The following is a 25,453-nucleotide window of genomic DNA, read 5'->3' as shown; positions in this document are numbered from 1 at the left end:
CCGCTACGATCCTGCCAGATGCGCTTTTTAGGAGGTGCGTTTTGGGTATACCCGTATAGCACTACCGGGTCTCAGTACACTTTCCGTGTGCTACAGGTTCAAAGGTACCACTCTCAATTTTGGTGCGTTTTGCATGCGATGAGCTAGCTATAAAAGACCATACGCACCGATCCATAGATCCGAAGCGCCCGATCATCGTCGACCCGTAAGACGGGATCGATTTCTTTCTCGCCAGTAGCCCGCGGTGTGTCACGTGGCACACCGTTGGTCGCGGAAGCCGAACCTCGCGCCGCGATCCACGCGGTAGCGGCGTCGATGCGTTTCAAGGCGGGCGCTGGGGCTACCGCACCGAACGGCCACGGTGCCGGCGGGCCCGTGTTCCTCGCGAAGGGCACACCATCGGACTACCTGTGGATCCCGGACATTTGAAAGTTTGGCCGCTCCCCGGATGGATGGGGCGAGACGTACGTGTCGCGCCGCTGGTCGTCGGTGTGAACACGCTCGCGGCATCAAGCACCAACTCTCCGGTCGAAAGCCCACAACCTGCATGACACGGCGTTGAACGTCATGTACCCCGTCATCATGGGTATGCTCCAACAACCATGTTCGCGCCATCTGGCGATATGGTTCGCGGTGCTCGCGATCGCAGCAAGACTCGTCGTCCCGAGCGGCTTCATGCCGCAGAGGGCGGGCAACCACGTGGTCATGGCGGTTTGCACGAGCTCTGGTCCGCTGGTGACCCTCGTTCAGGTTCCGGGTGCGTCGACGGACACGCGCGACGGCTCCGAATCCATCCGCCCTGCGTCACCGTGCTCGGTCTCCGCCACGGACACCTCGATCTGCTCGGCGGTCGATCCGGTCCTACTGACTGCCGCCCTCGCTTTCATCATCAAGACGTCGATCTTCCACGCCGTACGAAGCACTGTGCCGGCTCCTCCACGTCTTCGTCCTCCACTACGGGGACCACCCTCGACCCGCTAGGCATCGGTCAGGCGGCATCCTCTGCGTCCGCCGCCTCCAACCATAATTCCATGACCGATGGAAGATTCGAAAGGTCGCATGACGCCTCCGGTCCGCGGATGGCGCGCGACCAGACTCGACCTAAGCGAGGAACATACCTTCATGCTCAGCCAACGTCACAGCGAGACAACGCTCGCAGCCATCAGCACCAAACGCTTCCTGCTCCTGGCAGGGCTTGTATCGATCCTGATCAGCGTCGCCACTTGGACGTTGGATCTCACACAGGCGACCTACGCCTGTCCGTTCTGTCGAGTCCAACGTTCGGCGATCGGTATCCTGGGGATACTGATTCTGCTTCTCCCGTACGGCAATCGGTTCTTCCTCCGGTATGCCGCAGTCGCTGTTGCCACGCTCGGGTTGGGCGTCGGCATGATGCAGAACTTCAATGGCGGCTGGCTCGCGATGTTCAAAGGGACGTTCAAGCTTCATGATCCGATCTGGTTCGACTCGACGATCCTCTCGTCGTGCGCCATCGTGATCATGTCCTTTCAGCTCGGGATCATCTTCGAGGTCTCGGCGAGGCAGACGCTTCGGACGGAGAGGGCCTGATCATGCTGAAGTCGACGGTGGCATGCATCGCATGGCTCTTGATGGTCGCGCCCGCGGCGGCCGAGCCGACGCAGATCGTCGTGCGGGTAATCAGCCAGGACGGGAAGTTCGTCGGCGATCACACGGGAGGAGCATCCATCACGCTGCGCGAGGTGAAATCGGGCAGGGTGCTCGCACGCGGCGTCACAAGGGGCGGGACGGGCGACACGGAGCGGATCATGGAGGCGTCTCGACGCAGCCCTTCGATCGCGCTTGCCGATGCCGCATCCTACAAGGTCACTCTCGATCTCGGCGAGCCGACGCTCGTTGACCTTGAGGTGGAGGGCCCCATAGGTCGTCCTCGATCCAGCATCAGCGTGAGATCGCAGCGCTGGATCGTCCCAGGCGTGCCGGTGACGGCAGGCAATGGCTGGCTTGTCGAGCTACCGGGGCTCGCGATCACGCCCACCATATCGACGCAGGGCCGATCGGTTTTGATCACGGCCAAGGTCGAGCTGATGTGCGGCTGCCCGATAACTCCCGATGGACCTTGGCCATCCGCCGATTACGCCGTCACTGCGAGCATCTGGAGCGGGCGCCACGAACTGGCGAGCGCGCCGCTTGCGTTCACCGCGGCGCCTGGGACGTTCAGTGGGCGCATCACCCTACCGCGAGCCGGGAAGGCGAAGATCTACGTCAACGCCGTGAACGGCCGAACGGGCAACTCGGGACTGGCGACAGTCAGGTTGCCGTGAGCCGAGGCGCTGCGCGTGGGAAACCGAAGCGCGCAGCGCCTCCGTCGATTGACGAGCTATTGATGAGGATCCGCCGTGTCCAAACCTCAATTGCGGATCGGCAGGGGAAAGATGCAAATCCGCTAAGAATGGTTTCACTGGCATGAGCCGGATCGAACGCCATCGCATGTATGAGAGGACCTGTGGCTTCTGATGATGCAGCGCAGGTAAGACCTGCATCATCGCATTAGATGCACCTTTCTTCGACGAACACGCTCCCGCACCCTGCGCAAGTCCCAGGTTCAGGTTATAATCGGCGAGACTTCCGCAGGCACGTCGTCCGAGTCGGTATCCACATGCTTCAGGTGAACGGTCTGCGTGGCGTAGGCTATCGGAACCTTAGCCTTCTCCAAGCTGGCATGGATCTTCAAGAGCAAATCCTGTCGGATGATCAAGCTCTCGTCGAAGTCCTCGGCCTTGATGTAGGAGAAGATTTCTATGTCTACGGAGCTCAGATTAATGTCCTTCAGGCGCGCCCGCGCGCCCGGCTTGATGATATGTTCGTTCGCCTCCAGGATTTCCGTCATCATGTGGAGGGTCGCGAGCAGCTTGTCGGACCTGATCCCGTGCTCCAACCTGATGATCGGATTGAATAGGAAGGAGTCCCGTCGAGCGAAGTTTTCGATCTGTCGCGCCGAGAAATCTCCGTTTGGAATGGTCACCACGGTCCGCTCCAAGGTGCGGATGCGAGTGGAACGTATGCCGACGTCCTCCACCGTGCCTACCACGTCACCGACCTTGCAGAAATCGCCGACCTGCACGGGTTTGTCTGCGATCAACGTCACGCTGCCGACCAGGTTCTCGACCGTCTTCTGCGCCCCGAGAGCCAAGGCGATGCCGCCGATGCCCAATGCGGCGACCCCCGTCGTGACGTCGATCCCGAACGTGTCGAGGACGGCCACGACCGCGATGAACAGCAGGACGAGCTTCGCAGCGCGACGGACGAGACTGATCACGGACACCGCTTGCCGTCGTTCCAGCCCCTTGAGCCGATTGATGCTGAGCTGTGCCACCGCATCGATCATGCGGGCGAAGAACCACGCCAGCGCGATCCAGGCGAAAACACCCAGGTACCGCAGCAGGATCTGCCGTGCGATGATGGAGACCGGCAGCGATCCCGCCCATAGCTGGAACAGCAGGGTCGCCCCGAACAGGCTTACCGGCGGCATCGCCGCCTGGGCCACACGATAGGTCCTGCTCCTTTCGTGATCGTGGATCGTGCGCCTCATCACGAAGAGGATCCCGGCGCTGACCACGTAGAAGCCAAGGAAGACGAGCGACGCGAGGCCGAGCAGGGTCGACCAGTCCCCGACCGCGGCGCCCCCGATTTCGATCGGTTGCCCGCCTTTGCCGGTGTTCCTATGCTCGTGCAGCCGCCGTGCGGCGATGCTGGTCTTCAGCGCCACACGCCAGACGTTGCCGGCCGTTGCCGTTCCGCCACGCGTAAGGAGTATGGGAACGTCACCTGTTCTCGAGAGGCTTCCTACCCGTTCGATGTTGGCGCCGAGACCGTCCTCTAGATTTCCCTGCGGGTCGTTGGACAGCGAAACGAACGGATCGATCGCACCGCTCCGATCCAATACGGACTGAAGCTCCTCCGTCAGACGGCGAACGTCCGCCTTGGCTTCGAAGTAGCGGCCGGCCCGACTGTAATCGCGCTCGGCCATTGCGGAAAGAAGACCTGAGACGGTGCCTCGCGGCGTGTCGCGGCCATAGATGTCGGTCGGGGGCTTTGTGGACGACGCGGACGCGCCGGCTTTCGGGGCGGCCTGCGACTGTGCCCGACCCGGCACGGCGCCCGCGAGGAGCACCATGCCGATCAAGTGCAGGCGTGATATACGAAGCATCGATGGCCTCATGCGCCTGCGATGAAGTTCTCGACCGCGATCTGGGCGAGGTCGTCGGTCATTTGGGTTCGCGGATGCTTGCAGAAATAGGCGGATGCGGGGTCGATCACGCCAGCGATGCCGCGGTCCTTGGCGATCGCGGCGCAACGGATCATGTCGATCGCGACACCGGCGCTGTTGGGCGAATCCTCAACCGACAGACGCAGTTCCAGGTTCATCGGCACGCCGCCGAACAGCTGGCCTTCCATGCGCAGGAAGCACACCTTGTTGTCGTTCTGCCACGGCACGTAATCGGACGGGCCGATATGGACGTTGTCGTCCTCCAGCCGCTTGGCCGCGACAGACTGCACGGCTTCCGTCTTCGACACCTTCTTGGATGCGAGGCGACGGTGGTTGGACATGTTGAGGAAGTCGGTGTTGCCGCCGGTGTTGAGCTGGTAGGTGCGGTCCAGCTTCACGCCGCGCTTGGCGAACAGGTCGGTCAGCACGCGGTGGACGATCGTCGCGCCCAGCTGCGCCTTGATGTCGTCGCCGATGATCGCGACGCCGGCATCCTCGAAGCGCTTCGCCCATTCGGGGTTGGAGGCGATGAAGACCGGGATGTTGTTGACGAAGGCGACGCCCGCTTCCAGCGCGCATTCGGCGTAGAATTCGGTCGCCTCCTGGCTGCCGACCGGCAGGTAGTTCATCAGCACGTCGGTGCCCGAACGCTTCAGTTCGGCGACCACCTCTTCCTTGGTCGGCTGGGTGTCGTTGGCGACGACGAAGGTACGGTCGTCCTTGTATTCGCTCATATGGTCGGCGACGCCGTCCAGCACCGCGCCCATCTTCACCACCGTGCCGGTCAACGGGATGGTGGCGGCGAACACCGCGGTGCAATTGGGCTTGGCGAAGATCGCCTCGGCGACGTCCTTGCCGACCTTGCGCGCATCCACGTCCCAGGCGGCGACGACCTTGATGTCGGAGGGTTCATAGCCGCCGACTTCCCAGTGCATCAGGCCGGCCGCGTCGTTGGTGCCTTCGCGATAATGCTCCAGCCCCTGGACGAGCGAGCTCGCGCAGTTGCCAATGCCGACGATGGCGATGTTGGTGAGTTTCACGAATTCACTCCGGTATGCAGCCGTAGCTCGGCTTTATCGATGGTGAGCATCCATGCGTGACGCCTGCGTGGACATCGCTCTTATCATGCCGAGGACGCCGCCTGGATTGGCGGCGCCCTTGATCACGTCGGCTTGAATGCTGCTTGCAAGCGACGGCTCTTCGTCACCTTGCTTTTCAGTGGTTGAAGAGGCCGTCGATCAAGCCCCCTCGTCGACTTCGCTCATGGCGGCCAGCGCCGCGAATGCCGGGCGTGCTCTTCGGTCTGGTTTCAGGCCCCCGGGCAGGGAAGCGGGCGCTGGTGGGATGCGGGCTGTCCCGCGGACCATCAATGCCAGCGGAGGCGGGATTTCGCGCGGTGACCTTGTCGAGTCTGCTCGGGTCGAACCAGACGCCTCGGCAGCGGGTGCGATAGTCGAGCTCGCCCCCCCGGCGGTCGGCGGTCAGCAGTCCGAGCTGACGTCCGGGATCCAGCATAGCGCCGGCACGGCGCTGCGATGACGATGGGATGTCGTTCATGGCCTGCCCTTGAGGTTCGTCCGTGAGGCTCAAGGATGGATGCCCTGTTCGGCGCAATCGCGTCCCGAAACCTCAGTCTGGATCGTGCTGTGTCCGATCTCGTATCGGTCTCGCAGAAGCGCCTGAACGGCCGCGCGCGTCCCATCGACGTCGGCACCGCGATCGAGTACGAGGTGGACCGTACAGTTCACCTCGTCGTTGCTCATCGACCAGACATGCAGGTCATGAAGGTCGGCGACGCCGCGCACGCCGGCGATGGCGGTGCGAACCTCGCTGAGCTTGAGGCCGCCCGGAACGCCTTCGAGTAGGACGTTGCTGGTGTCGCGCAGCAGGATCCACGTACGCGGCAGGACCCACAGGCCGATGCCGACCGCTACGATTGGGTCGACCCAGGTCCAACCCGTGAAGCGGATGGTGAGAGCGCCGGCGATGACGCCGACGGAGCCAATCATGTCGGCCCAAACCTCCAGATAGGCGCCCTTGACGTTGAAGCTGCCTTCCTTACCCGCCATCAGCAACCGCATCGACACGATGTTCACGACGAGTCCGATCGTCGCGACGATCAGCATGCCCCAGGATTGAACCTCCTGTGGGGTGTTGAAGCGCTTGATCGCCTCGACGAAGACGTAGATCGCTACGCCGAACAGCAGCACAGCATTGAAGGCCGCAGCGAGGATTTCGAAACGACGATACCCGAACGTCCGCTTGTCGTCGGCCGGTTTCTGGCCCAGCTTTATAGCTAGTAGCGCGATCACCAGCGCCATCACGTCGGTCATCATGTGGGCGGCGTCCGAGAGGAGCGCCAGGCTGTTGAAGACGAAGCCGCCGACCACCTCCGCGATGAAGTAGGTGAAGGTCAGCGCGAGCGCCCAGCTCAGCATCTTGGCGTTGGCGCCGGCCGCATGGTTGTGACCGCCCGCACCATGGCTGTGCCCGTGACCTTCGGCGACATCGTGCGCTTCGGCACCGTGGTTGTGGTCGGCGCTCACTTGCCGGCCTCCCGCTTCGCGAGCCAGATGCGCATCCGCGAGATCTCAGCCCGCTGCGCCATGACCACCTCCCGTGCGAGCTTCCGCACCTCGGGATCGCGGCCGTATCTCAGCTCGACCTCCGCCATCGCGATCGCGCCTTCGTGGTGCGGGATCATCGCACGCATGAAGTCGACATCGGCATCCCCGGTGAACCGAATGTCCATGACGCCGTGCATCTTGGCGTTGGCTGCGCGATACGCCCGCGTCGCGGGAGAACCTGTCGGTGCGGCCGGTCGCGGGTGCCGTCCGTGCGGCATGGTCTGCGCGACCGGTCGCGCGCTCACCGACGCGGTCGCGGCGACGGCCGCGACCGCCAGCATTCTCTTCATCGTGGGCATGTCGTCTCTCCTTTCGGATGGGTGGGCGCAGGGCGCCGATCGGGATCGAAGTGGTTCATCCGGCGATCTCCTCAAGCGCGAGCAGCGCGAGAAAGCCGATGAAGAAGAAGGCGCTGATGAGTGGACTGTCTGGCTTCTCGTGCGCCTCGACCAGCAGCTCCTCGGTGACCAGATAGAGGAGCGCCATGAGGCCGAAGCTCAGAAAGCCAGCGATCACCACGGGTGACAGTGTGGCCACCGGCAGCGCGGCCAGTGATCCGATCGGAAGCAGAAGGGCGAGGCCTGCGACCGTCAGCACGACCCGCAGCCTGGAGCGCATGGTCTCACCGAGTTCCGTCGTGAGCGTCACGCCGAGGAACAGCACCTCGAGCGTCAGCGCGACCGTCAGCAGGATGCCGGCCTTGGCGCCGGCGACGAATGCCAGTCCCAACACGAGGCCGTCGATGAGCAGATCGATCCCGATCGCGCCCAGCAGCGCGGCGGGACCTTCGAAGCGTTCCTCGAAGCCCTTGAGCGCGAGCATGACCGCCACACCGGCGGCCCCGCCGATCAACGTCGCGGTCGGGCTCGCCTCATGCTTGACCTGCGGAAGGATCTCTGTCGCCGCCGCGGCGAACACGACGCCGGCCGCGAGATGCTGCATGGCGCTGGTGAAGGCGGCACCGGGACGTCGCACGACCGCGGCAATCGCGCCCAGAATGACCGCGATGGTCGGGATGATGGTGTAGTTCAGTGCCAGCATGGCAGTACTCCCAAACGCGAATGTCCGCGCGATCGGCTTCGCCCGGTCGGTCGGGACGGCCTTCCGTCGCCAATCGTCCGAAGTCGGATCGTGCTCTGACCGCTGCGGCGCTTCGGCGTCTTCGCAGCGTATCGTCGCTCCCACGATGCGGTCGATGCCGGTCGGTATGCCGACGTTCGGATCCTCACAATCATGCGATCGGCCCTGGTTGTGAGGACCAGTGCCACTTCCCTCCGCGGCGCCTCCATGTCGCGAATCCGATGCGATGGAACATTCCGATCCATCGGATCAGCACGAGCACATGCGGGGTGGAGATCAGCCTGTAGGTTCTGCCAAGGCGCGTCGTGCGTACAAGCAGGTTGGCTGCCAGGAGCCACAGGCCGGCCGGAAGAAGAGCGGCGAGAAGCTGAAGCGTCTTCATCGTGTGGTCAGGCAACGCTTCTGCCCTGTGATGGTCCGCAGGACAGGCAGGGCGATCGCACGGCCACTCAAGGCGCCCGCCGAAGAACGGATCCGGGTGCGATCCGAGCGGGCCTGGGCCCGAATGGATCGACGCGCGCGAAGATTACTGAGGGCCATCAGTGCCCCCCCTCGATGGATCGAACGTTGCGACCCTCCAGGCGTACCAGATGAAGGCGGCAACGATCACGGCGTTGCTGGTGGGCTCGATGAGGTCGGCCACCTGCCGATACCGGGTGCCCAATCGGAAGCCGGCCACCACCAGGACGCTCGTCCAGATTGCGGATCCTGCGAACGTCGCAACGAGAAACGGTACGAGCGGCATTCCGCTGACGCCGGCCGGCACGGATATCAGCGTGCGGATGCCCGGGATCATGCGTCCGAACAGCACCGCCCAGCGCCCGCGCCGATCGAACCAGCGGTCAACCCGATCGATCTCGCTTGGGGTCAGTGTCAGCCAGCGGCCGTGCGAGGCGGCGAAGCGCTTCAGGCGATCGACGCCGACCCAGCGACCGGCATAGTACCACAGGAGCGCACCGACACCCGATCCGAGCGTGCCGGCGACGATGACGGCTGGCACGCCGATTTCACCTCGCGTGGCGACATAGCCGCAGAGCGGCAGGAGCACCTCCGACGGGATCGGCGGAAAGACGTTCTCCAAAAGCATCAGCAAAAAAACGCCGAAACCTCCCAAGGAGGAAAGTACATCCAGTATGATGTCGAACATTGTGATTCAGATCCCCGAGCGTCGCGGGCGCAGCCGAAGACGATGCTCGAGCAACATCCCCAGGCTGCTGCACGCAACTGTCTTTTCAGACGTGGGCGTTCTCACGGCTTCCACCGTCATCCTGCCCTACCGGTCGGATCGCGGTAGGCTAGCAGCCTCAAGGCGTTGACGACGACCAGCAAGGTCGATCCCTCGTGCACCGCCACCGCGGGTCCGATGCCGAGTCCCAGGATGGTTGCCGGCACGAGGAAGCCGACGACGCCCAGGCTGACGAAGACGTTCTGGCGGATTACCCCTCGCGTGTGCCTACTGAGGCCGACCGCGAACGGCAGGTGCGCCAGGTCGTCGGCCATCAGCGCCACGTCTGCGGTTTCCAGAGCAACGTCCGAGCCCGCCGCGCCCATCGCGATGCCGACGGTCGCACTCGCCATGGCAGGTGCATCGTTGACTCCATCGCCGACCATCGCGACCTTGTCCTCGCCTGCCAGCTTCTTGATTGCGGCCACCTTGTCCTCGGGCATCAGATCGCCCCAAGCTTCGTCGATCCCGACGTCCCGCGCGATCGCCTCGGCGACCTTTTGATGGTCGCCGGAGATCATGATCATTCGCGACACACCCATGTCGTGCAGACGACGCAACGCGGTCCTTGCAGCTTCGCGCGGCGTGTCCATGAGACCGATAGCGCCGAGATCTCTGTCTCCCATCCGCACGACCATCGTGGTGCGGCCGCTCTCGCGCAGTGTTGCAATGGCACTCGATGCCTCTTGGCCAAGCGCCGGAATGCCTTCCTTGCCGAACATCTCGGCCTTCCCGATCCACACTGTCTCGTCCCCGACCGTTGCGGTGACGCCGCGGCCGGTGAGGCTCTTGAGGTCTCCGGCTTCGGGAAGTTCGCGTGCGCCCAGTCGTTCGCGGCCGTCCTTGACGATCGCCTGCGCAAGCGGGTGGTCGCTGAGCGCCTCGACCGCGACGGCGAGTGCCAGTAGCTCGTTCTCGTCGGCAGCGTCGACTACCACGACATCGGTGATGCGTGGCCGCCCCTCGGTCAATGTGCCCGTCTTATCGAAGGCGATCGCCTTCAACGATCCGAGGTTCTCGAGCGGCGCGCCGCCCTTGACCAGCACGCCGCCCCGCGCCGCTCGCGCGACGCCGGAAAGCACCGCACTCGGCGTCGCGATCGCCAGCGCGCAAGGGCTTGCCGCCACCAGCACGGCCATCGCCCGGTAGAAGCTGTCGCGGAACGGCTCGTCGACGACGACCCAGGCGAACAGGAGGAGAAAGGCGAGTGCGAGGACGGCAGGCACGAACACCCGCTCGAAGCGATCGGTGAACCGCTGCGTCGGAGATTTCTGCGTTTCCGCCTCGCTGACCATTTTCACGACCTTGGCGAGTGCACTCTCGTTGGAGCGGCGCGTCACCTCGATCTCGATCGCGCTCCCGCCATTGATCGTACCGGCGAACACCCGGCTTTCGGCACTCACCGCGTCCGGCTTGGCACGAGCGGTTACGGCATCGGCGACGGGAACCTTGTCGACCGGGATGCTCTCGCCGGTGACGGGAGCCTGGTCGATCGCGCTGGAGCCCTTGATGATGAAGCCGTCTGCGGGCAAGCGTTCGTTTGGCCGAACGATCGCGACATCGCCGATCACCAGCTGTTCGACGGGTATCTCGCTTTTCTGACCGTCCCGCCGGACGGTCGCGATCTCCGGCGCGAGCTTCGCAAGCGCCTCGATGGCCTTCTTGGCACGACCCATGGCATAATGCTCGAGCGCGTGACCGAAACTGAAGAGGAAGAGCAGCAGCGCGCCTTCCGCCCAAGCGCCAAGGGCCGCAGCACCGGCCGCGGCGACCAGCATCAGGGTGTCGATCTCGAACCTGCGGAGGCGCAGGTTGTCGATCGCTTCGCGGAGCGTGAAGAAGCCGCCGAAGAAATAGGCCGCGACGAAGCAGGCGGTCGGCAGCCATTGCGCCGCGTCGGGCATAAGCTTCTCGATGCCGTAGCCGATCCCGAGCAGCGCACCGCAGGCGAGAGCGAAGATCAACTCGGTGTTTGGCCCTAGAAACTCGGCGTGCGAATGATCGTGCCCGTCGCCTGGGCCATGCTCCTCCTCCCTCGTTTGGTCGCCCGTCCCGTGATCGTGTCCGGCATGATCGTCGGATGCGATCCGTTCACCGAGACCTACCTTGAGCTTGCGAAGCGACGCACGGATTTCGTCCTCGTCCGTCCGCTGGCGATCGTATTCGACGCGGATCGTTCCGCTGGTGCTCGCGCTCGCCTGGACAACGCCGGGCATCGCGCCGAGCGTGTCGCCGACGGTGCGTGCCCGGCGTTCGTGCGTGATCCCCGTCACCTGCCAGATGGAATGGCCGTAGCGTTCGGTGATCTCGGCGCCTGCCGCACGTACCATCTCGCGCAGACGCGGCAGCGGCAGCTTGGCGGCGTCAAAATGGATGCACAGTGCTGCAGGGGCGTCACCGTCGACCGTGATGACGTGGGCCTTTTCGACACCGTCGCGCGTCGTCAGGGTGGAGACGAGGCGATCCAGGCAGGCGTCGGCGGCATCGGGCAGGTCGGGCAGCAGCATCGGAATGTCGAGTTCGAGCTTGTCGTTCATGACGGTCTCCCAACGTTGGTCTTTGGTCGGATGCGGGCAAAGCGGCATATCCCGTATGTTGCGGCGGTAAGTACGAAGCAGACGTTGACGTATAAAAAGCTAGAGAAAAGTCATAGCTCTCCTAGTTTAGCGTTGATCATGCCTAGGCTATAGATACGTATTGACAGCACTAAATATTCAATAATGAGCGTTAGCCACCCTCCTCAATTGGATGACAGGCACGTATTCTTTTATTTGAAAAGGTAAATGCGATTGATTTGCCGGCAACAATCGCTTTTAAATGGCGACTTCGAAATTCCTCTCCTGTGCGATTTGCTCGCAAAATCTGTGTTTTGCCATGCGGCAGCCAGGTTACTGCCATTTGCAACCCGTCAACAAGATAGTCGACATCGGCACGCGACCCATCATCGCAATAGACAATGCGCTGACCGAGAAACCCAGGCACCGTACTTGCATTATGGGGCCCAACCATTGACCTATCGGAGCCACCATCGCAGGAAGATAGTGCCAAAGCCGAAACTGCCAGCGGCAAGAACGTCGCGAGTCTTAAAGCTGATTTTGGCAATCCGTTACGTATACCGCTCACCATAGAACTCCACCTACTGGAGTTATTGGCGCAGGAGCCTCTAGCCTAGCGGCCTCTAATAGATTGATTTCGATTGTCCTGCACATTGCTGTGAGCGGTACATCATGGACGGAATTTGCAAACGGATCAGTTAAATCGTCTCCAATGCTCAATACTGCCAAAAATATAAGGCCTATCAATGTTGATCCAATTGGCGTCGCGACACCAAGCGACTCAACTAGCGCAACTGGCAAGAGAAGGCAGAATATCCTTGTGAATAGATTTGGAAAGAATCGAAATCCATTTGGTAGTGGCGTATTTTTGATACGCTCCATCCCGCCTTGGGCATTGGCGATGTCTATAAGGATGCGTTCTACAGTTGCCTGCTGAATCGTGTCTATGCGACCCGCAGATAGTTCATTCGCAAAGACAAGAGATATACTATTCAAAATCGCATTAGCGGGATTGCTTTCGTAAGCGGTGGCTTCAGCCAGCAACACACCAGCAGAACGATCAATCTCGCCACGGACAGATTCCTTGCGAAGTTGGCAGCGGAGCGCATTGGCGAAGGCGATCTGGCGGCGAATTACATCTCGATGAAGGTCATTACCCGTGTTGCTTGCGGCTGAAAGGCTGAGAGTGAATCTGGACAGAGAGCGTGACGCGTTGATAAGCGCGCCCCACAGCGTCCGCGCCTCCCACCAGCGCGCATAGGCGGCGTTGGTTCGGAACCCCATGAACAGCGCGATCGCGGTGCCGAATAACGCCGTCGGAAGCGGCGGCTCCTTGATCGGCGTCATGAAGTGGAAGGCGGTGACCGCGACATCCCATACGAAGAGGATCGTCAGCGGCTTCCATACCTCAAACATGATCTGCCGAAATCGTGGCGTGGCGCCCACAATCATAAATATTCATTGCTCCAGCATGCTTCGGCTTCAGCCGAGCGGCATGTTCATGATGTCTTTGTATGCGGACAGAAGTTTGTTGCGGACCTGAAGCGTCGCTTCGAACGCGACACTTGCACGGTTCTGGATGAGCGCGACGGTCGCGATGTCGTTCGTCTCGCCGCGCTCGTAGGCCTCGGTGGCGACGTCTTCCCGCTGCTGCGTCTCATTCACCTTCGCCACGACGCCGTCGAGCGTCTGCGCGAAACTGGACGAGGGGACGCCCGGCACTGCGCCGGGCGCCATGTTCGCCTGCGCTTCGCGAAGCGCTCGACTGCGCGCGATCATGTCTGCGCGGATCGCCATGACGTTCGAGATTGTCGGATCGGACATCGTCACGCCCTCCGCTGACGTCTGCGCGGACGTGTTCCGGCCGAACCGCACCGTTGGTACGACCGGGTCACTTGCTGCCCTCCTGGACGCAGGTCCGGGTTCGGCTCGTGCCCTCGATGATCGTCAGCTGCTTACCGGAGAACGTCGCCGTGATGCCGTCGCCGACATATTGCAGCCTTTGCGTGGGCGCGCTGAGTATCCGGGGAGGAGTGTCGTTCCCGTCGCGCAAGTCGAGCCGCAGTCCATCGTCCTTGTAGTCGATCAGCAGCCTGCTTCCGTCGTCGCAGCGATAGCGGTGACGGCCGAGTTGCCCGGTCGACACCCCGCTGTCGGCGGAATGAACCTCCTGCTGGGTGGGCGGGTCGCTGGGCGCGGGCTTCGAGCAGCCGGTCAGGACCACGAAGCCGACCATCGCGACGATCCTGATGCCAATCATCGTACCTTCCTTCGATAGTGCTGCGCTATGCGGCGCCGGTCGGCTCCGCGGACCGCCTGTCCGGCGCGCCAGTGAAGGTAGGCCGCAAGTCGGTCGTCGGCCTCGATCATCAGTACGCGCAGACGACGCAGAACCATTGCGGCGATTGGGAGCGAGAGCAGGCCCCGGAGGACGCAGCTGTGCGACACCGTGGTGCCGCCGTCGTCACCCTGGAGTTCGAAGCGCTCCTCGATCATGAACACGTGAGAAATGCCGCACGACCAGGCGAAAGCCCGGGGCTTGTCCAGGCGGTCGACCTCGGCGGGTGAACGGACGGACCGTGACCAGCCCGGGAAGGCGAACGTGCACTGGGTTTCGCCGACCTGGCTGGCATCGTCGAGCTGGATCATCGGCCTCCAGGCTTGACGGTGCTCGGGCTCTATCAGCGCGGACCAGATCCGCAGCGGCGGACCATGGAAAACTCGGGAAATCGTGATCTCCGGCATGGGTATCCCCATCATCGATATGGGAGGGCGGCACGACGAGGCCGCCCCCCTCGTTCGTCAGGCCATGGTCTTCCCGAAGGTCTGACCGTGATCATCGCCTTCGTGCTCTTCGTTGTAGTGCTCCGGCAGCTCGATCGCCTTCTGCCCGAACCGCGCGTAAAGGGTGGGAAGCACGAAGAGCGTCAGCAGCGTCGCCGAGATCAGCCCGCCGATGACGACCGTCGCCAACGGCTTCTGCACCTCGGCTCCGGCACCATGTCCGAGCGCCATCGGTACGAAGCCGAGCGATGCCACCAGCGCCGTCATGGCGACCGGACGCAGGCGCTGCATCGCACCAACATGCGCCGCCTCGGCGCGATCCATGCCCGAACGGATCAGGTCCTGGATGGAGCTGACCATGACGAGGCCGTTGAGGACCGCGATGCCGGACAGCGCGATGAAGCCCACCGCGGCGGAGATCGAGAAGTCCATGCCGCGCACGAAGAGAAGCAGCACGCCGCCCACCAGCGCGAAGGGCACGCCGGTGAACACGATCGCGGCATCACGCACCGATCCCAGAGCGCCATAGAGGAGGAACAGGATCAGGACGAAGCAGGCCGGGATGACCAGCTTCAGCCTTGCGCTGGCCGACTGGAGGTTCTCGAACTGTCCACCCCATTCGAGATAGCTGCCCGGTGGCAGGCGCACCTGGCTGCCGATGGCAGCCTGTGCGTCGGCCACAACGCTTCCGACGTCGCGACCACGCACGTTGGCCTGCACGACCACCCGGCGCTTGCCGTTTTCGCGGCTGATCTGGTTCGGCCCGTCCACGACTCCGATGTCGGCGACGCTGGAAAGCGGAACGAAGGACCCGCCGGCGACCGGAACCTGGACCTGTTGCAGCAGCCCCAAATCCGAACGCTGCGCCTCCGAGAGGCGGATGACAACCGGGAAGCGGCGGTCTCCTTCGAAGATCTGCCCGGAGGTGCGGCCGCCGAGGGTGGCGGTGACGGTGTCCTGCACATCCTGAGCGGTGACGCCGAGGCGTGCCATCGCATCGCGGTTGACGCGGATGTCGAGCATCGGGAGACCCGTCGTCTGCTCGACCTTCACGTCGGCCGCGCCCTGCGTCTTGCGCAGGATCGACGCGACCTGCTCCGCCGTCCGGTTCATGGCGGAGAAATCGTCGCCGAAGACCTTGACGGCGATGTCGCCGCGAACGCCTGCGATCAGCTCGTTGAAGCGCATCTGAATCGGCTGGGTGATCTCGTAGGCGTTGCCCGGGAACTTCGCGAGATTCCCCTCGATGCGCTTGACCAGATCCTCCTTCGCCAACTTGGGGTCGGGCCATGCGTCGCGCGGTTTCAGGATGACGAACATGTCCGTGGCGTTGGGCGGCATCGGGTCCGATGCGAGCTCGGCGGTGCCCGTCTTCGAATAGACGAACTGCACCTCGGGCTGCTTCGACATCATGCGTTCGATCGGCACCTGCATCGCCTGGCTCTGCTGGACCGACGTCGCCGGGATGCGCAGCGACTGGATGAGCAGGTCACCCTCGTCGAGCTGCGGCAGGAACACCTGCCCCAGCGTTCCGAACGCTAAGACCGCCAGGACGAGGCTGCCGACGGCCGCCCCGATCGTGATCGTGGGACGCCTCATGGCCCGATCGAGCCCCGGCTCATAGCGCTTCTTGAGCCAGGTGACGATGCGGCCGTCCTCCTCGTCGACCTTCTTCGACAGCCAGATGGCAATCATCGCAGGCACGAAGGTGAGCGACAGCACGAACGCGAAGGCGAGCGCGATGATGACGGTGAGCGCCATCGGCACGAACGTCTTGCCCTCGACGCCGGTGAGCGTGAGCAGCGGTACGTAGACGAGTATGATGATCGCCTGTCCGTATACCGAAGGCCGGATCATCTCGCGCGCGGCAGCCGCCACGCTCGCGAGCCGCTCCTTGACCGTGAGCAGTCGGCCTTCGTGATGTTGGCGCTCCGCGAGCCTGCGCAACGCATTCTCGACGATGATGACCGCGCCATCGACGATCAGGCCGAAGTCAAGCGCGCCGAGGCTCATGAGGTTGGCAGAGACGCCTGCCTTGAGCATCCCGAATCCGGTTAGCGTCATCGTGATCGGAATGACGAGCGCTGCAATGAGCGCCGCGCGGAAGTTTCCGAGCAGGAGAAAAAGGACCACGATGACGAGGACCGCGCCTTCGCCGAGGTTGCGCGCCACCGTCCGGATGGTGGAGTTAACCAGCTCGGTGCGGTTGAGTACCGGCTGCACAACCACGTCCGGCGGAAGCGAGGCGTTGATCGTCTTCAGCTTGTCCGCGACCGCGGTCGCGACCGAGCGGCTGTTCTCACCGATCCGCATGATCGCGGTACCCACCACGACCTCGGTGCCGTTCTCGGACGCGGAACCCATCCGGATCGCCTGTCCGGTGCGAACGGTCGCGACCTGATCGAGCGTCACGGGCACGCCGTTGCGGGTCGCCACGACAGTCCGGGCCAACTCGCCGGTGTTGCGGACCAGAGCGTCCGACCTTACCGCCAGTCCCTCACCGTTGCGGTTGACGAAGCCGCCTCCGACACTGGTATTGTTCCGCTCGAGAGCGTTACCCAGTTCGGTCAGCGTGATGCCGAGTGAAGCGAGCTTTTGGACATCGGGGACAACCAGGAACTGCTTGGCATAGCCTCCGATCGAGTCGACACCGGCCAGGCCGGGCGTGTTCTTCAGTAGCGGGGTGACGATCCAGTCCTGCGCGGTACGCAGATAGGTCGCCTTGTCCTCCTCGCTCGTCAGCCGATCGCCCTCGGGGGTGATGTAGCTGCCGTCGGGCTGCTGGCCCGGCTCGCCGGGCTTGTGCTTGTCGTCGGCGCGGTGCTGCAGGCGGACGGTGTACATGTACACCTCGCCCAGACCGGTCGCGATCGGTCCCATTTCGGGGTTCACGCCGTCGGGCAGGTTCTCGGCCACACCCTGCAGCCGTTCGCCGACCTGCTGGCGGGCGAAGTAGATGTCGGTCGCGTCGGAGAAGACGGCCGTAATCTGCGCGAAGCCGTTGCGGCTCAACGAGCGGGTGTATTCAAGGCCCGGGGTGCCGGCGAGCGCCGTCTCGATCGGGAACGACACCTGCTTCTCGACCAGCTCGGGCGACAGCGCTGGCGCGCGAACGTTGATCTGTACCTGATTGTTGGTGATGTCCGGCACCGCGTCGATCGGCAGCCGGTAGAGGGAGAAGGCGCCGATGGTTGCGGCGATGACGGCGAGCAGCAGGACGAGCCAACGCTTCTCGACCGCCCATGTGACGATGCGGGCGATCATGATCTCAATCCTCTACCGCTTCGCTCTTGCCGAGTTCGGCCTTGAGCGTGAAGCTGCCGGTGGTGGCGATCTGCTCACGGCCAGTCAGGCCGGAGCGGACGATCACCGTGTCACCGGATGCGTCGCCGAGCTGCACCTGGGTCGCCTGGAAGCCTTTTGGAGTTCGTACGAAGACGACCGATTTGCCCTCGTCGGTCTGCACCGCCGTGGTCGGCACACGGATCGCACCGCTGCCGCCGCTACCCGTCAGTTCGACCGAAGCGGTCACGGGTTCGCCAACGCGCCAGGTGCCACCACGATTGTCGAGCGTCGCGATCGACGGCACGAGGCGGGTCTGGGGATCGAGCGCTGGCGACACGAAGGTGATCCGCGCCGTCGCCTGCCGGCCCGCGGCCTTGACCGTCACGACGTTGCCGGGACGGACGCGGCCGGCATCCTCCGGCCTGAGATTCAAGGCCAGCGACACCTGGCCGAGATTGGCGATGCGATAGAGCTCGGCATCGGCCGTCACGGTCTGACCGAGGGTCACGGGCCGTGCGATCACCTGGCCCGAGATCGGGGCGGCGATTCCCAGCCGGTTCAGTCCCGCCCCGCCGACGCCGGCTGCCGAAACGGTACTCTGCGCCTGGGTGAGCGCGATGCGCGCCTCCGTCGCTGCGGTGCGCGCCGCGATCAGGTCCTGCTCGGGCGAGACCTTCTGCGAGAACAAGCGCTGTTCGCGCGCGAGATTGGAGTTCGCGAGCTGCAGCCGTGCACGCGCGGCCTGCACCTCGCCCTTGATCTGTGCGGCCTCCCGGCTTTCGATCACGGCGATCGTCTGACCGCGGCCGACGGTCTGCCCGAGATTGCGCGTGAGCGCGACCACCCGACCGGCGATGGCAGCCGACACGACCTGCGTGCCCTGCGGATCGCCTTCGATGATCGCGGGAAGCTCGATCGTTCCCGCACCTCCGACGATCGGACGGCCGATTTGCACTCCGGCCGCTGCGATCTGCTCGGAGGTTAGCGTAAGCGCATCCTTCTGAGCCGGTGCTTCCGCCCCGGCATTCGCCGGGGCACTGCTCGCTGCCTCGTTCGCAGCGGCTTCGTTTCCGGCGTCGCTTCCACCGCCGCATGCCGACAGCAGGAGGGCGGCCGTCGCTGCGCCCACGAGATAATAGCTTTTCATCACTGATTTCCCCCAACGGGCGCAGGGGCGGTCAGCCGCTCCACTTGCGCGCGTGCATTCTGGTAGTTGGCGAGCGCGTCGATCGCGGCGACGCGCGTCTCGGCGAGGGTGCGTTCGGCGTCGAGCAGTTCGAGTTGCCCGAACTTGCCTTCGCGGTATCCGATACGCGCGATCCGAGCCGCTTCCTGCGCGGCTGCCAAAGCCGGTCCGGACGCCGCACGCGCGGTCGTCGCCGCGTTCGCCGCCTGAGCCTGCGCGTCAGTGATGGCTTGCTCGATGTCGAGCGCCGTCACCCGGCGAAGAGCGTCCGCCTGGGTACGCTGTGCAGTCGCCTGCGCGATCGCCGCGCGGCCGTTGTTGAACACCGGGATCGGTATCGAGACCGTAAAGACGGCCGCGGTGTCGTTCGTTGCTTCCAGCCTGCGCAGCGCCGGGCCGACGTTGATGTCAGGTACACGGTTGGCGCGTGCGAGCCTTACGCCGGCATCCGCGATGCTGAAGTCCGCATCGGCTGCGGCCAGCGCCAGCGTTCCCACCGTTCGTACCGGTGCCGCGGGCCCATAGGCCGCAGCGCCGGGCAGTCGATCGAGCAACGCGTCGTCGAGGCGGCCATCGATCGGCCGACCAATCCGTCGCGCCAGGTTCGCCCGGGCCGCCTCTGAGAGCCGAAGCTGACGCTCGACGTTGGCCTCGGCGTTGATCCGTGCGACGTCGGCGCGTTGTTGTTCAAGCGGCGACGCCCGTCCGGCCTGGACGCGAACACTCGCCGCTCGGAGTGCATCGCCCGCTATCCGCGCCTGATCCCGCGCCGTTGTCACCCGTCGCTCGGCTGCGACCGCTTCTACGTAGAGCTGCGTCACTTGCAACCGCACGTCTGCGGCTATGATGGCCGCCTGGATCTCGGCGCGTGAGAGTTGGGCGTTGGCGACTCCGACCCGGGCGCTGCGCTTGCCACCCAATTCGATCGGAATGGCGAACCCGACCGTAGTCTCTGCGGCGCGCACGCCCCGATAGGGTCCGGAGCCCGTTATATTCTCGATCTGTCCTTGGAAGACCGGGTTGGGTCGCAATCCCGCAACGGTCCGGCCCGCACGTGCGGCTTCGATGGCAGCGGTAGCGGCCGAGGTCGAAGGCGCCGAACCGCCGGCAGCGACGACCGCCTGGTCGAGCGAATAGATCGGTCCAGCCTGCTCGATAGGCACAGGCGGCCCGGCTTGCGCGTGGGCCACCGAGGCGCACGACGCCGCAGCCAGCAAGGCTGCGCACAATTTCTGCATTGTCGAAGAATCCTAACGAATGTCGTCAGGCCGGGTCGTCCCGGCCGGCAGCATCCGTCAGGCGTTCGGCGGCCGCAACGCCGGATCGACGGAACTCAGCGCCCGCACGGCGTCGAAACCGGGCTTGGGACGAGCGCCCTCGATATTGAAGGTGACCGGGATGGCGTCGGCCTGCGGAATGCTCAGAGCCTGTCCGTGACAGGTTCCATGATGATGCGGGATCGCCTTGTCGGCATCACCCTGCGATTGATCGGCATCACCATCTACATGGACGACGCCTGTGCATTCGATCGTCGTCGCCTGCCCCGGCACTTCGCGCGCGTGGACGGTCGCCGTCATCACGAGCGACGACGCCAGCAGGAGGAGCAGCAAGGACCAGGCGCGGGCCAGCATGGGAACGCACCTATCACCATGACGGCCCGATGTCATGCGTTCTCTCCGCGATGAGGGCGATTGTAGGCACTGGACCTGTCAGCAGAACGCCATGCGGGGATAGCATCCGCGAACACCCGCCACGCGGAGCGGAGGAAGATAATCGCAATGACGCCTCCGACCACGATGTCGGGCCATGCGGCACCTGTGAGGTGGACGAGGCTCGCTGCGATGAGCACTCCGATGTTTGATGCGACATCGTTGCGCGAACACTCGAAGGTGCTCGCCATGTTCACGTTCGCAGCGCGGAAACGCCACAACAGCGCCAGACACGTGAGGTTCGCTGCCAGCGCCGCCCCGCCGAAGCCGAGCATCAGCGTCGAAGACGGCGGCACGCCGTTGGCGATCTTACCGGCGATTTCGACGAGGACGGCGATGCCGAATACCAGGATGAGGCCGCCCTTGGCGATCGCCGCTCCCGCCTCCCAACGTGCGCCACGATTGAGTGCATAGAGGCTCAGCCCATAGACCACGGCATCGCCGAACATGTCGACAGAGTCCGCCATCAGCGCCGACGAGCGGGCCAGCAGCCCACCACCGAACTCGATGGCGAACATCGATAGGTTGATGACCATGACGACGATCAGCGCGCGTCGCTGCTCGGCCTTACGGCCAAGTTCCGCGATCGTGTCGCGCTTTGCTGAACAACAGGCGTCCGCCATCATCGTGCTCGATTCGTTGGGTCGGACCCCCTATATGAACCCTCATCCCACTAGAGGGTCAAGGGTCTGTGATGAAGATCGGTGAAATAGCAAGATTGACCGGGTTGAAGGTCGAGACGGTACGCTTCTACGAAGCGGAAGGATTGATCGGGGCGCCGATCCGCAGCGGAGGGAACTACCGCGTTTACAACGGCTCCCACCTGGATCGCCTGTCGTTCATCAAGCGCTCGCGCGATCTGGGCTTCACCCTCGACCAGGTGCGTGACCTTCTGCGGTTAGCAGACGATCCGCGCGGCTCCTGCGCGGAGGTCGATGCGATCGCCGCGGTTCACATCCATGAGATCGATCGCAAGCTCGCCGATCTCGCCGCGCTGAGAACCGAGATCGTGCAATGGGGAGCGACCTGCGACGCGACAACGATCGCCGATTGTCGGATCATCGACGCACTTTCGAACGCTGGCTGACTAAGCCTTCAGGCCGTCAGATGCTGGTATAGGACCGTGACCCATAGACGCGGCGCGATCGCGTCCCTATGTTGTCCACATGGCCACTGTTCTGACCCCTCGCGAACAGCAAGAGACCGCCTCGATCGCGTGGCAGCTTGGCGGTTACGATGACATGTTACGCCTCGAGCGGGAGCTCAAGGCTATGAAGGCTGCGGGCAAGCGCCCTAAGATGGTCATTGACCAGGCGACCGGTAAGCGGAAATTGGTCGAGGCCTGAGCCTTGTTCTCACTGACGCTGGCCGTTGTCACAGGCGTTGCAATCCTCCTTCCTGGCTTCTTCGCAATCCTGCTCTGGAATACCCGCGCCCGCCGGTACGCCGTTGCGCGCCCGGATCTGCCGGTTAACGCATTGAGCGTGCTAGCGATCGGGGTCGCCGTTTCCCTGATCGCGCACCTGCTGACCGGGCTTGCTATCGGGCTGGTGCAAACGCTTCTGATCGACGTCAGCCGCTTCTTGCCCGCAGATTACCGGACGCCCGCGGTCAATCCGATCGGCACGTTGCTGATCGTCGCGCAGGGTGGGCCAAAGGCAGCCGCGTTGAGCGCTAGTGATCTGGTGTGGGGCATCTGCGCACCGATTTTCTCGACGCTGGCAGTCGTCATGCTGATGGCCGACGATGCACTCGATGTCGCTACGGAAGGGTGGGACTTTGGCGGGCACGGCTGGGCCTACACGCATATCATCAAGCCTACGCAGCACGGTCATCGCCCGATCGCCTATGTGCTGACCGATCTCCAGCATGACGGACTTGGGGTCGGCTATCGCGGCGTGGTCGCCGACATCCGCCAGAGCAGCGATGGCCAAACGCAGAGCATCAGCCTGGCCTCCCCTGCTCGCTTTCTTTTCGAACTCAAGCCCGGCACGTCGCGACGTTGGACGCCGTCCAGCGAGCCTGCGCTGGTTCGCTACGCGGAACGTCCGGTCGGAGACGTGATCAGCCTCGACCAGAAGGTCATCCACGATATCGTGGTCTCGACGCCGGCCACCGATCTGTTGCGCGAGCTGCGCGACCTCGACACGCAGCGCCAGCATGGGTGATTTCTTGACCTTCATTGCTCCCAAGGCGCTGCTGTGGATCGGTTTCGTCGTCAGCATGGTGTTGACCGGCCTGTTGGTCGCGCTCGCGGCATGGGCAGTCGCAGGTCCGTGGTGGCCGACGACGCTGGTTCAGAACGGCTTTCGCCGTCATCGTTCCTGTTGGGCGCTGATTCAGGCATTCGCCATTGCCACGCTTCCCATCCTGCTGCTTGGCGAACACGGCGTCGGCGTGGGGGCCTTGATCTTCCTGGTTTTCGCGCCACGATACGTTAACTGGCGGGTTCGCTGGGGCGCCTGGCACGATGACAACGAGGCGACCCGCACCACCGCCCGCACGATCCGCAATCGCCTGCGGGACCGACAGGAAGAAGCTGCGATGCCACCAGGTGCCGGCCCATGGCCGGAATATGTAAACGACGTGGTTCGCGCGACTAGGGACCAGCTTTATACGCCACCAGAGACGGTAGTGCCACTTGATGCCCTCCCTAGCTGACATAGGAATCGCAGCTATGTCATCCGCGCAAATTCGTGATTCCGAGTAACTAGTTCAGCCCGAGCTTGGCAAAGAAGGCCTCGTTTCTCAGCCGGGCATCATGAAGCAGCTTGTTGTAAGGCAGAACCTCAACGACGGCATTGTGGATGGGCGAAAAGCCAAAGTACCCCTCGCCATCCGCACTTTTATTCTGAGCAATCGACATTGATACAACCTCGACCAGCTTTGGCGTAAAATCAGCGACGACGAAGCAGATAAATCTGGTGCTGGGAGGAATAGGTTTGCGGAACCTGCCGGTGCGATCCTTGAACGCTCCGCCGTTCCGCATGATGTTTACATATTCAAGCACCTGCGTGACCGGGTTGTCGCTATGACTGTAGTTGGGTCGGCCGGGTCGCTTGAATTCGACAATGATAATCGGTTCGTCAGTACCTTCACGGTCGAACGCCAGCGATCGATCGAAAACAACGGCGACGTCCGGTTCGCGGGTACTGTCGCTGTCGGTGAGAAACGTTGTGAAGGGCTTGTCGGACTTCAAATAGGAATAGAAGGCTAGTCGATCATCCAGAATCCATAGGTTATGGTCTTCATAGTCGAGCGCTTCGCCATCCGAGCGGATCGGTATGATGAGGTCATGGACGATCTCCTCACGCAAGTAGTCTCGCTTCTCCGGATCGACGTACGCCAGCGAACTGTCGAGGAGATCGAGGATCTCCTTCCGCTTAACGACATATTCGGCGAGCGACGCTTTCTTGTCCGAGTTGATCGCACTGGCAACCTTCTGCACCCGGTCGACGACCTCACTGGCATTGCCGGCGGATAGTGCCTTTATCTCGCGCTTCGTCTCGCGTTGCTTGCGTCGACGCTGGCGCGCCAACTCGATATAAATATCCTCCTCCGACTTGGCGTTGAGCGATAGATGCTCCTCGACGAAAGCCGGGATATTGCTGGCGACGGCCAGAAACTGCGGGTTCTCACGTACGACGCGCAAGGTAATACCGGCCTGTTTGGTGCGAACCTGTTCGATATAGGGCGCTAGGTGTCGCTTGGCAGCGTCGACCGCCGCCTGATGCAGGCTGCGATAGTCATCTTCGCGGAACGTGAAGTTGGTGCGCTCCTGATTAACGTGGCCGTTCAGGTAGTCGCCTGACACCAAGCCGATATAGACGGAGTCGCTATTTTCACCGATGTAACCAAGCCCAAGCTGATTATCGATTTTCTCGTCGCGAACAACACGGCCATCGCCCACATACAGGTTCCAGTGCTTGCCGCCGTCGTGCAGGCGCAATCCCTTGTTGAGCAGGATGTGGTACATATCAACGTCGATCGGTTCTTCCCCGGGCTCGAGGACGACTTTCAATGTCTCGGGCGTGTCGGACTCGACGTTGCTGCTGTAAAAATCGAGCAGGCTGATCCGCTCGGCACGATCAACAAGCGTGAAGGATGGCACTTCATAGCTGGCGAAGTTGCGCAGGAAATGACCAATGATGTGCGCGGCTATCGTGTCGACCTTGCGAGGACAATGCGCACTGTAGGATTGCACGTAAGGCTCCAGCCGCACTTTCGTGCCGATGGTCGGGGTCTCACCCGCAAGCCGCAACTCATGGCCAATCAGCGGACTGGCGTCGTTCTGGGCGACAGCGAAGTCGAACGACCGGTGTAGCGTTGAGCCGCCTTCGCTGAAGCTGCTGTTGACGTGCGTGTTCTGAAACACCTTGAGCCAGGAAAGGCGACCGACCCCCTTACCGCCGCGGCTGATCTTGCTGGCGGTATCTGCGGTGCGGAACGCGCGCCAATTGTCGGTGTTCAACCCGATCCCGTTGTCTTCAATCAGGAAGCCAGCGACCGGTGGGTTTTCGTCGTCCGAGCTGCTGCGTAGGATCGTCACCGTGATGACGCCCTTCGCCGTCGCCTCACGATCCCAGCGCGCCTCGATGGCATGGAACGCGTTGGCGATTGCCTCGAACAACGGGAACAGCGCATTCAGCGGCGACGGCGCAAAGCCCAGGTTGCGGACGCGGCCTGCCAAGCTGAACTGGAAGTCATCAGATGTATCGGTCTTCACAGCGCCCCCTCGTCCTCCTGCCTATGC

Annotated in this window: 25 protein-coding genes; 6 read left to right on the top strand and 19 right to left on the bottom strand. The window is 63.2% G+C overall.

Annotation, left to right across the window (positions count from 1 at the left end; genetic code table 11):
* The first annotated feature begins 1,122 nt into the window (after window positions 1-1,122).
* Window positions 1,123-1,569 (top strand): disulfide bond formation protein B, encoded by a 447-nt coding sequence (locus GGQ89_RS13815; protein ID WP_156477765.1) that lies wholly within the window; start codon window positions 1,123-1,125, stop codon window positions 1,567-1,569.
* Between the two features lie 2 nt (window positions 1,570-1,571).
* Entirely contained in the window at window positions 1,572-2,303 is a 732-nt protein-coding gene (locus GGQ89_RS13810; protein ID WP_076718506.1) for a hypothetical protein, read from the top strand.
* A gap of 281 nt (window positions 2,304-2,584) precedes the next feature.
* Here GGQ89_RS13810 and GGQ89_RS13805 read toward each other — a convergent pair whose 3' ends face one another.
* The 18 genes from GGQ89_RS13805 to GGQ89_RS13720 form a co-directional block, all read right to left on the bottom strand.
* Entirely contained in the window at window positions 2,585-4,156 is a 1,572-nt protein-coding gene (locus tag GGQ89_RS13805) for a mechanosensitive ion channel family protein (RefSeq protein WP_240456345.1), read from the bottom strand.
* A gap of 41 nt (window positions 4,157-4,197) precedes the next feature.
* Entirely contained in the window at window positions 4,198-5,289 is a 1,092-nt protein-coding gene (locus GGQ89_RS13800) for an inositol-3-phosphate synthase (protein WP_076718508.1), read from the bottom strand.
* A 175-nt stretch (window positions 5,290-5,464) separates the two neighbouring features.
* On the bottom strand, window positions 5,465-5,806 hold the full coding sequence (locus GGQ89_RS13795; RefSeq protein WP_184106161.1) for a TFIIB-type zinc ribbon-containing protein: 342 nt from the start codon (window positions 5,804-5,806) through the stop codon (window positions 5,465-5,467).
* Window positions 5,807-5,835: 29 nt separating this feature from the next.
* Window positions 5,836-6,795: a cation diffusion facilitator family transporter gene (locus GGQ89_RS13790; RefSeq protein ID WP_298808925.1), complete on the bottom strand. Its 960-nt coding sequence runs from the start codon at window positions 6,793-6,795 to the stop codon at window positions 5,836-5,838.
* Entirely contained in the window at window positions 6,792-7,175 is a 384-nt protein-coding gene (gene copM, locus GGQ89_RS13785; protein ID WP_240456337.1) for a CopM family metallochaperone, read from the bottom strand. Before copM ends, GGQ89_RS13790 begins: the two co-directional genes overlap by 4 nt.
* A 55-nt stretch (window positions 7,176-7,230) precedes the next feature.
* Window positions 7,231-7,917: a ZIP family metal transporter gene (locus tag GGQ89_RS13780; protein ID WP_076718511.1), complete on the bottom strand. Its 687-nt coding sequence runs from the start codon at window positions 7,915-7,917 to the stop codon at window positions 7,231-7,233.
* Window positions 7,918-8,482: 565 nt separating this feature from the next.
* Window positions 8,483-9,103, bottom strand: coding sequence for a DedA family protein (locus GGQ89_RS13775; protein ID WP_076718514.1), 621 nt, complete (start codon window positions 9,101-9,103; stop codon window positions 8,483-8,485).
* A 116-nt stretch (window positions 9,104-9,219) separates the two neighbouring features.
* A complete protein-coding gene (locus GGQ89_RS13770) occupies window positions 9,220-11,718 on the bottom strand; it encodes a heavy metal translocating P-type ATPase (RefSeq protein ID WP_184106160.1) in 2,499 nt (832 codons plus the stop codon).
* Window positions 11,719-11,908: 190 nt separating this feature from the next.
* On the bottom strand, window positions 11,909-12,304 hold the full coding sequence (locus tag GGQ89_RS13765) for a hypothetical protein (RefSeq protein WP_237243630.1): 396 nt from the start codon (window positions 12,302-12,304) through the stop codon (window positions 11,909-11,911).
* Window positions 12,301-13,188, bottom strand: a complete 888-nt coding sequence (locus tag GGQ89_RS13760) for a bestrophin family protein (protein ID WP_184106159.1) — start codon at window positions 13,186-13,188, stop codon at window positions 12,301-12,303. The genes GGQ89_RS13765 and GGQ89_RS13760 overlap by 4 nt, the downstream gene beginning before the upstream one ends.
* A gap of 30 nt (window positions 13,189-13,218) precedes the next feature.
* The gene (fliE, locus tag GGQ89_RS13755; RefSeq protein ID WP_076718597.1) at window positions 13,219-13,560 is read right to left on the bottom strand and encodes a flagellar hook-basal body complex protein FliE; all 342 of its coding nucleotides are present in this window, start codon (window positions 13,558-13,560) and stop codon (window positions 13,219-13,221) included.
* Window positions 13,561-13,627: 67 nt separating this feature from the next.
* Window positions 13,628-13,996: a hypothetical protein gene (locus GGQ89_RS13750; RefSeq protein WP_076718522.1), complete on the bottom strand. Its 369-nt coding sequence runs from the start codon at window positions 13,994-13,996 to the stop codon at window positions 13,628-13,630.
* Window positions 13,993-14,481 carry an SRPBCC family protein gene (locus GGQ89_RS13745; RefSeq protein ID WP_076718599.1) on the bottom strand — a complete coding sequence of 163 codons (489 nt, stop codon included), beginning with the start codon at window positions 14,479-14,481 and terminating at the stop codon, window positions 13,993-13,995. Before GGQ89_RS13745 ends, GGQ89_RS13750 begins: the two co-directional genes overlap by 4 nt.
* 57 nt (window positions 14,482-14,538) lie before the next feature.
* Window positions 14,539-17,784, bottom strand: coding sequence for an efflux RND transporter permease subunit (locus GGQ89_RS13740; protein WP_076718524.1), 3,246 nt, complete (start codon window positions 17,782-17,784; stop codon window positions 14,539-14,541).
* A 4-nt stretch (window positions 17,785-17,788) separates the two neighbouring features.
* Window positions 17,789-18,952, bottom strand: a complete 1,164-nt coding sequence (locus GGQ89_RS13735) for an efflux RND transporter periplasmic adaptor subunit (protein ID WP_184106158.1) — start codon at window positions 18,950-18,952, stop codon at window positions 17,789-17,791.
* Complete coding sequence (locus GGQ89_RS13730) at window positions 18,952-20,229, bottom strand: TolC family protein (protein ID WP_076718528.1); 1,278 nt, start codon at window positions 20,227-20,229, stop codon at window positions 18,952-18,954. The genes GGQ89_RS13735 and GGQ89_RS13730 overlap by 1 nt, the downstream gene beginning before the upstream one ends.
* 57 nt (window positions 20,230-20,286) lie before the next feature.
* A complete protein-coding gene (locus tag GGQ89_RS13725) occupies window positions 20,287-20,622 on the bottom strand; it encodes a hypothetical protein (RefSeq protein ID WP_061780451.1) in 336 nt (111 codons plus the stop codon).
* 32 nt (window positions 20,623-20,654) lie between these two features.
* Window positions 20,655-21,323: a cation efflux transmembrane domain-containing protein gene (locus GGQ89_RS13720; RefSeq protein WP_076718600.1), complete on the bottom strand. Its 669-nt coding sequence runs from the start codon at window positions 21,321-21,323 to the stop codon at window positions 20,655-20,657.
* Window positions 21,324-21,394: 71 nt separating this feature from the next.
* On the opposite strand from GGQ89_RS13720, the gene GGQ89_RS13715 reads away from it, so the two are divergent.
* The 4 genes from GGQ89_RS13715 (at window position 21,395) to GGQ89_RS13700 (ending at window position 23,361) form a co-directional block, all read left to right on the top strand.
* Window positions 21,395-21,787: a MerR family transcriptional regulator gene (locus tag GGQ89_RS13715; RefSeq protein WP_043061463.1), complete on the top strand. Its 393-nt coding sequence runs from the start codon at window positions 21,395-21,397 to the stop codon at window positions 21,785-21,787.
* 79 nt (window positions 21,788-21,866) lie between these two features.
* On the top strand, window positions 21,867-22,046 hold the full coding sequence (locus GGQ89_RS13710; protein ID WP_043061464.1) for a hypothetical protein: 180 nt from the start codon (window positions 21,867-21,869) through the stop codon (window positions 22,044-22,046).
* Between the two features lie 3 nt (window positions 22,047-22,049).
* The gene (locus tag GGQ89_RS13705; RefSeq protein ID WP_064312603.1) at window positions 22,050-22,868 is read left to right on the top strand and encodes a hypothetical protein; all 819 of its coding nucleotides are present in this window, start codon (window positions 22,050-22,052) and stop codon (window positions 22,866-22,868) included.
* Window positions 22,861-23,361 (top strand): hypothetical protein, encoded by a 501-nt coding sequence (locus GGQ89_RS13700; RefSeq protein ID WP_184106157.1) that lies wholly within the window; start codon window positions 22,861-22,863, stop codon window positions 23,359-23,361. Before GGQ89_RS13705 ends, GGQ89_RS13700 begins: the two co-directional genes overlap by 8 nt.
* Before the next feature lie 49 nt (window positions 23,362-23,410).
* Here GGQ89_RS13700 and GGQ89_RS13695 read toward each other — a convergent pair whose 3' ends face one another.
* Window positions 23,411-25,426, bottom strand: coding sequence for a hypothetical protein (locus GGQ89_RS13695; RefSeq protein WP_076718534.1), 2,016 nt, complete (start codon window positions 25,424-25,426; stop codon window positions 23,411-23,413).
* Between the last annotated feature and the right edge of the window lie 27 nt (window positions 25,427-25,453).

It is taken from the genome of Sphingomonas yabuuchiae (genome assembly GCF_014199595.1).
Lineage (GTDB): Bacteria > Pseudomonadota > Alphaproteobacteria > Sphingomonadales > Sphingomonadaceae > Sphingomonas > Sphingomonas yabuuchiae.
The sequence above is the reverse complement of the archived record's forward strand: the minus strand, read 5'-3'. Positions and strand labels throughout refer to the sequence as shown.

Coding starts and splice junctions, on each gene's coding strand:
- GGQ89_RS13815 (WP_156477765.1), top strand. CDS start 1,123: ATGCTCAGCCAACGTCACAGCGAGACAACGCTCGCAGCCATCAGCACC.
- GGQ89_RS13810 (WP_076718506.1), top strand. CDS start 1,572: ATGCTGAAGTCGACGGTGGCATGCATCGCATGGCTCTTGATGGTCGCG.
- GGQ89_RS13805 (WP_240456345.1), bottom strand. CDS start 4,156: ATGGTGCTCCTCGCGGGCGCCGTGCCGGGTCGGGCACAGTCGCAGGCC.
- GGQ89_RS13795 (WP_184106161.1), bottom strand. CDS start 5,806: ATGAACGACATCCCATCGTCATCGCAGCGCCGTGCCGGCGCTATGCTG.
- copM (WP_240456337.1), bottom strand. CDS start 7,175: ATGCCCACGATGAAGAGAATGCTGGCGGTCGCGGCCGTCGCCGCGACC.
- GGQ89_RS13780 (WP_076718511.1), bottom strand. CDS start 7,917: ATGCTGGCACTGAACTACACCATCATCCCGACCATCGCGGTCATTCTG.
- GGQ89_RS13775 (WP_076718514.1), bottom strand. CDS start 9,103: ATGTTCGACATCATACTGGATGTACTTTCCTCCTTGGGAGGTTTCGGC.
- GGQ89_RS13770 (WP_184106160.1), bottom strand. CDS start 11,718: ATGAACGACAAGCTCGAACTCGACATTCCGATGCTGCTGCCCGACCTG.
- GGQ89_RS13760 (WP_184106159.1), bottom strand. CDS start 13,188: ATGATTGTGGGCGCCACGCCACGATTTCGGCAGATCATGTTTGAGGTA.
- fliE (WP_076718597.1), bottom strand. CDS start 13,560: ATGTCCGATCCGACAATCTCGAACGTCATGGCGATCCGCGCAGACATG.
- GGQ89_RS13750 (WP_076718522.1), bottom strand. CDS start 13,996: ATGATTGGCATCAGGATCGTCGCGATGGTCGGCTTCGTGGTCCTGACC.
- GGQ89_RS13745 (WP_076718599.1), bottom strand. CDS start 14,481: ATGCCGGAGATCACGATTTCCCGAGTTTTCCATGGTCCGCCGCTGCGG.
- GGQ89_RS13740 (WP_076718524.1), bottom strand. CDS start 17,784: ATGATCGCCCGCATCGTCACATGGGCGGTCGAGAAGCGTTGGCTCGTC.
- GGQ89_RS13735 (WP_184106158.1), bottom strand. CDS start 18,952: ATGAAAAGCTATTATCTCGTGGGCGCAGCGACGGCCGCCCTCCTGCTG.
- GGQ89_RS13730 (WP_076718528.1), bottom strand. CDS start 20,229: ATGCAGAAATTGTGCGCAGCCTTGCTGGCTGCGGCGTCGTGCGCCTCG.
- GGQ89_RS13725 (WP_061780451.1), bottom strand. CDS start 20,622: ATGCTGGCCCGCGCCTGGTCCTTGCTGCTCCTCCTGCTGGCGTCGTCG.
- GGQ89_RS13720 (WP_076718600.1), bottom strand. CDS start 21,323: ATGGCGGACGCCTGTTGTTCAGCAAAGCGCGACACGATCGCGGAACTT.
- GGQ89_RS13715 (WP_043061463.1), top strand. CDS start 21,395: ATGAAGATCGGTGAAATAGCAAGATTGACCGGGTTGAAGGTCGAGACG.
- GGQ89_RS13710 (WP_043061464.1), top strand. CDS start 21,867: ATGGCCACTGTTCTGACCCCTCGCGAACAGCAAGAGACCGCCTCGATC.
- GGQ89_RS13700 (WP_184106157.1), top strand. CDS start 22,861: ATGGGTGATTTCTTGACCTTCATTGCTCCCAAGGCGCTGCTGTGGATC.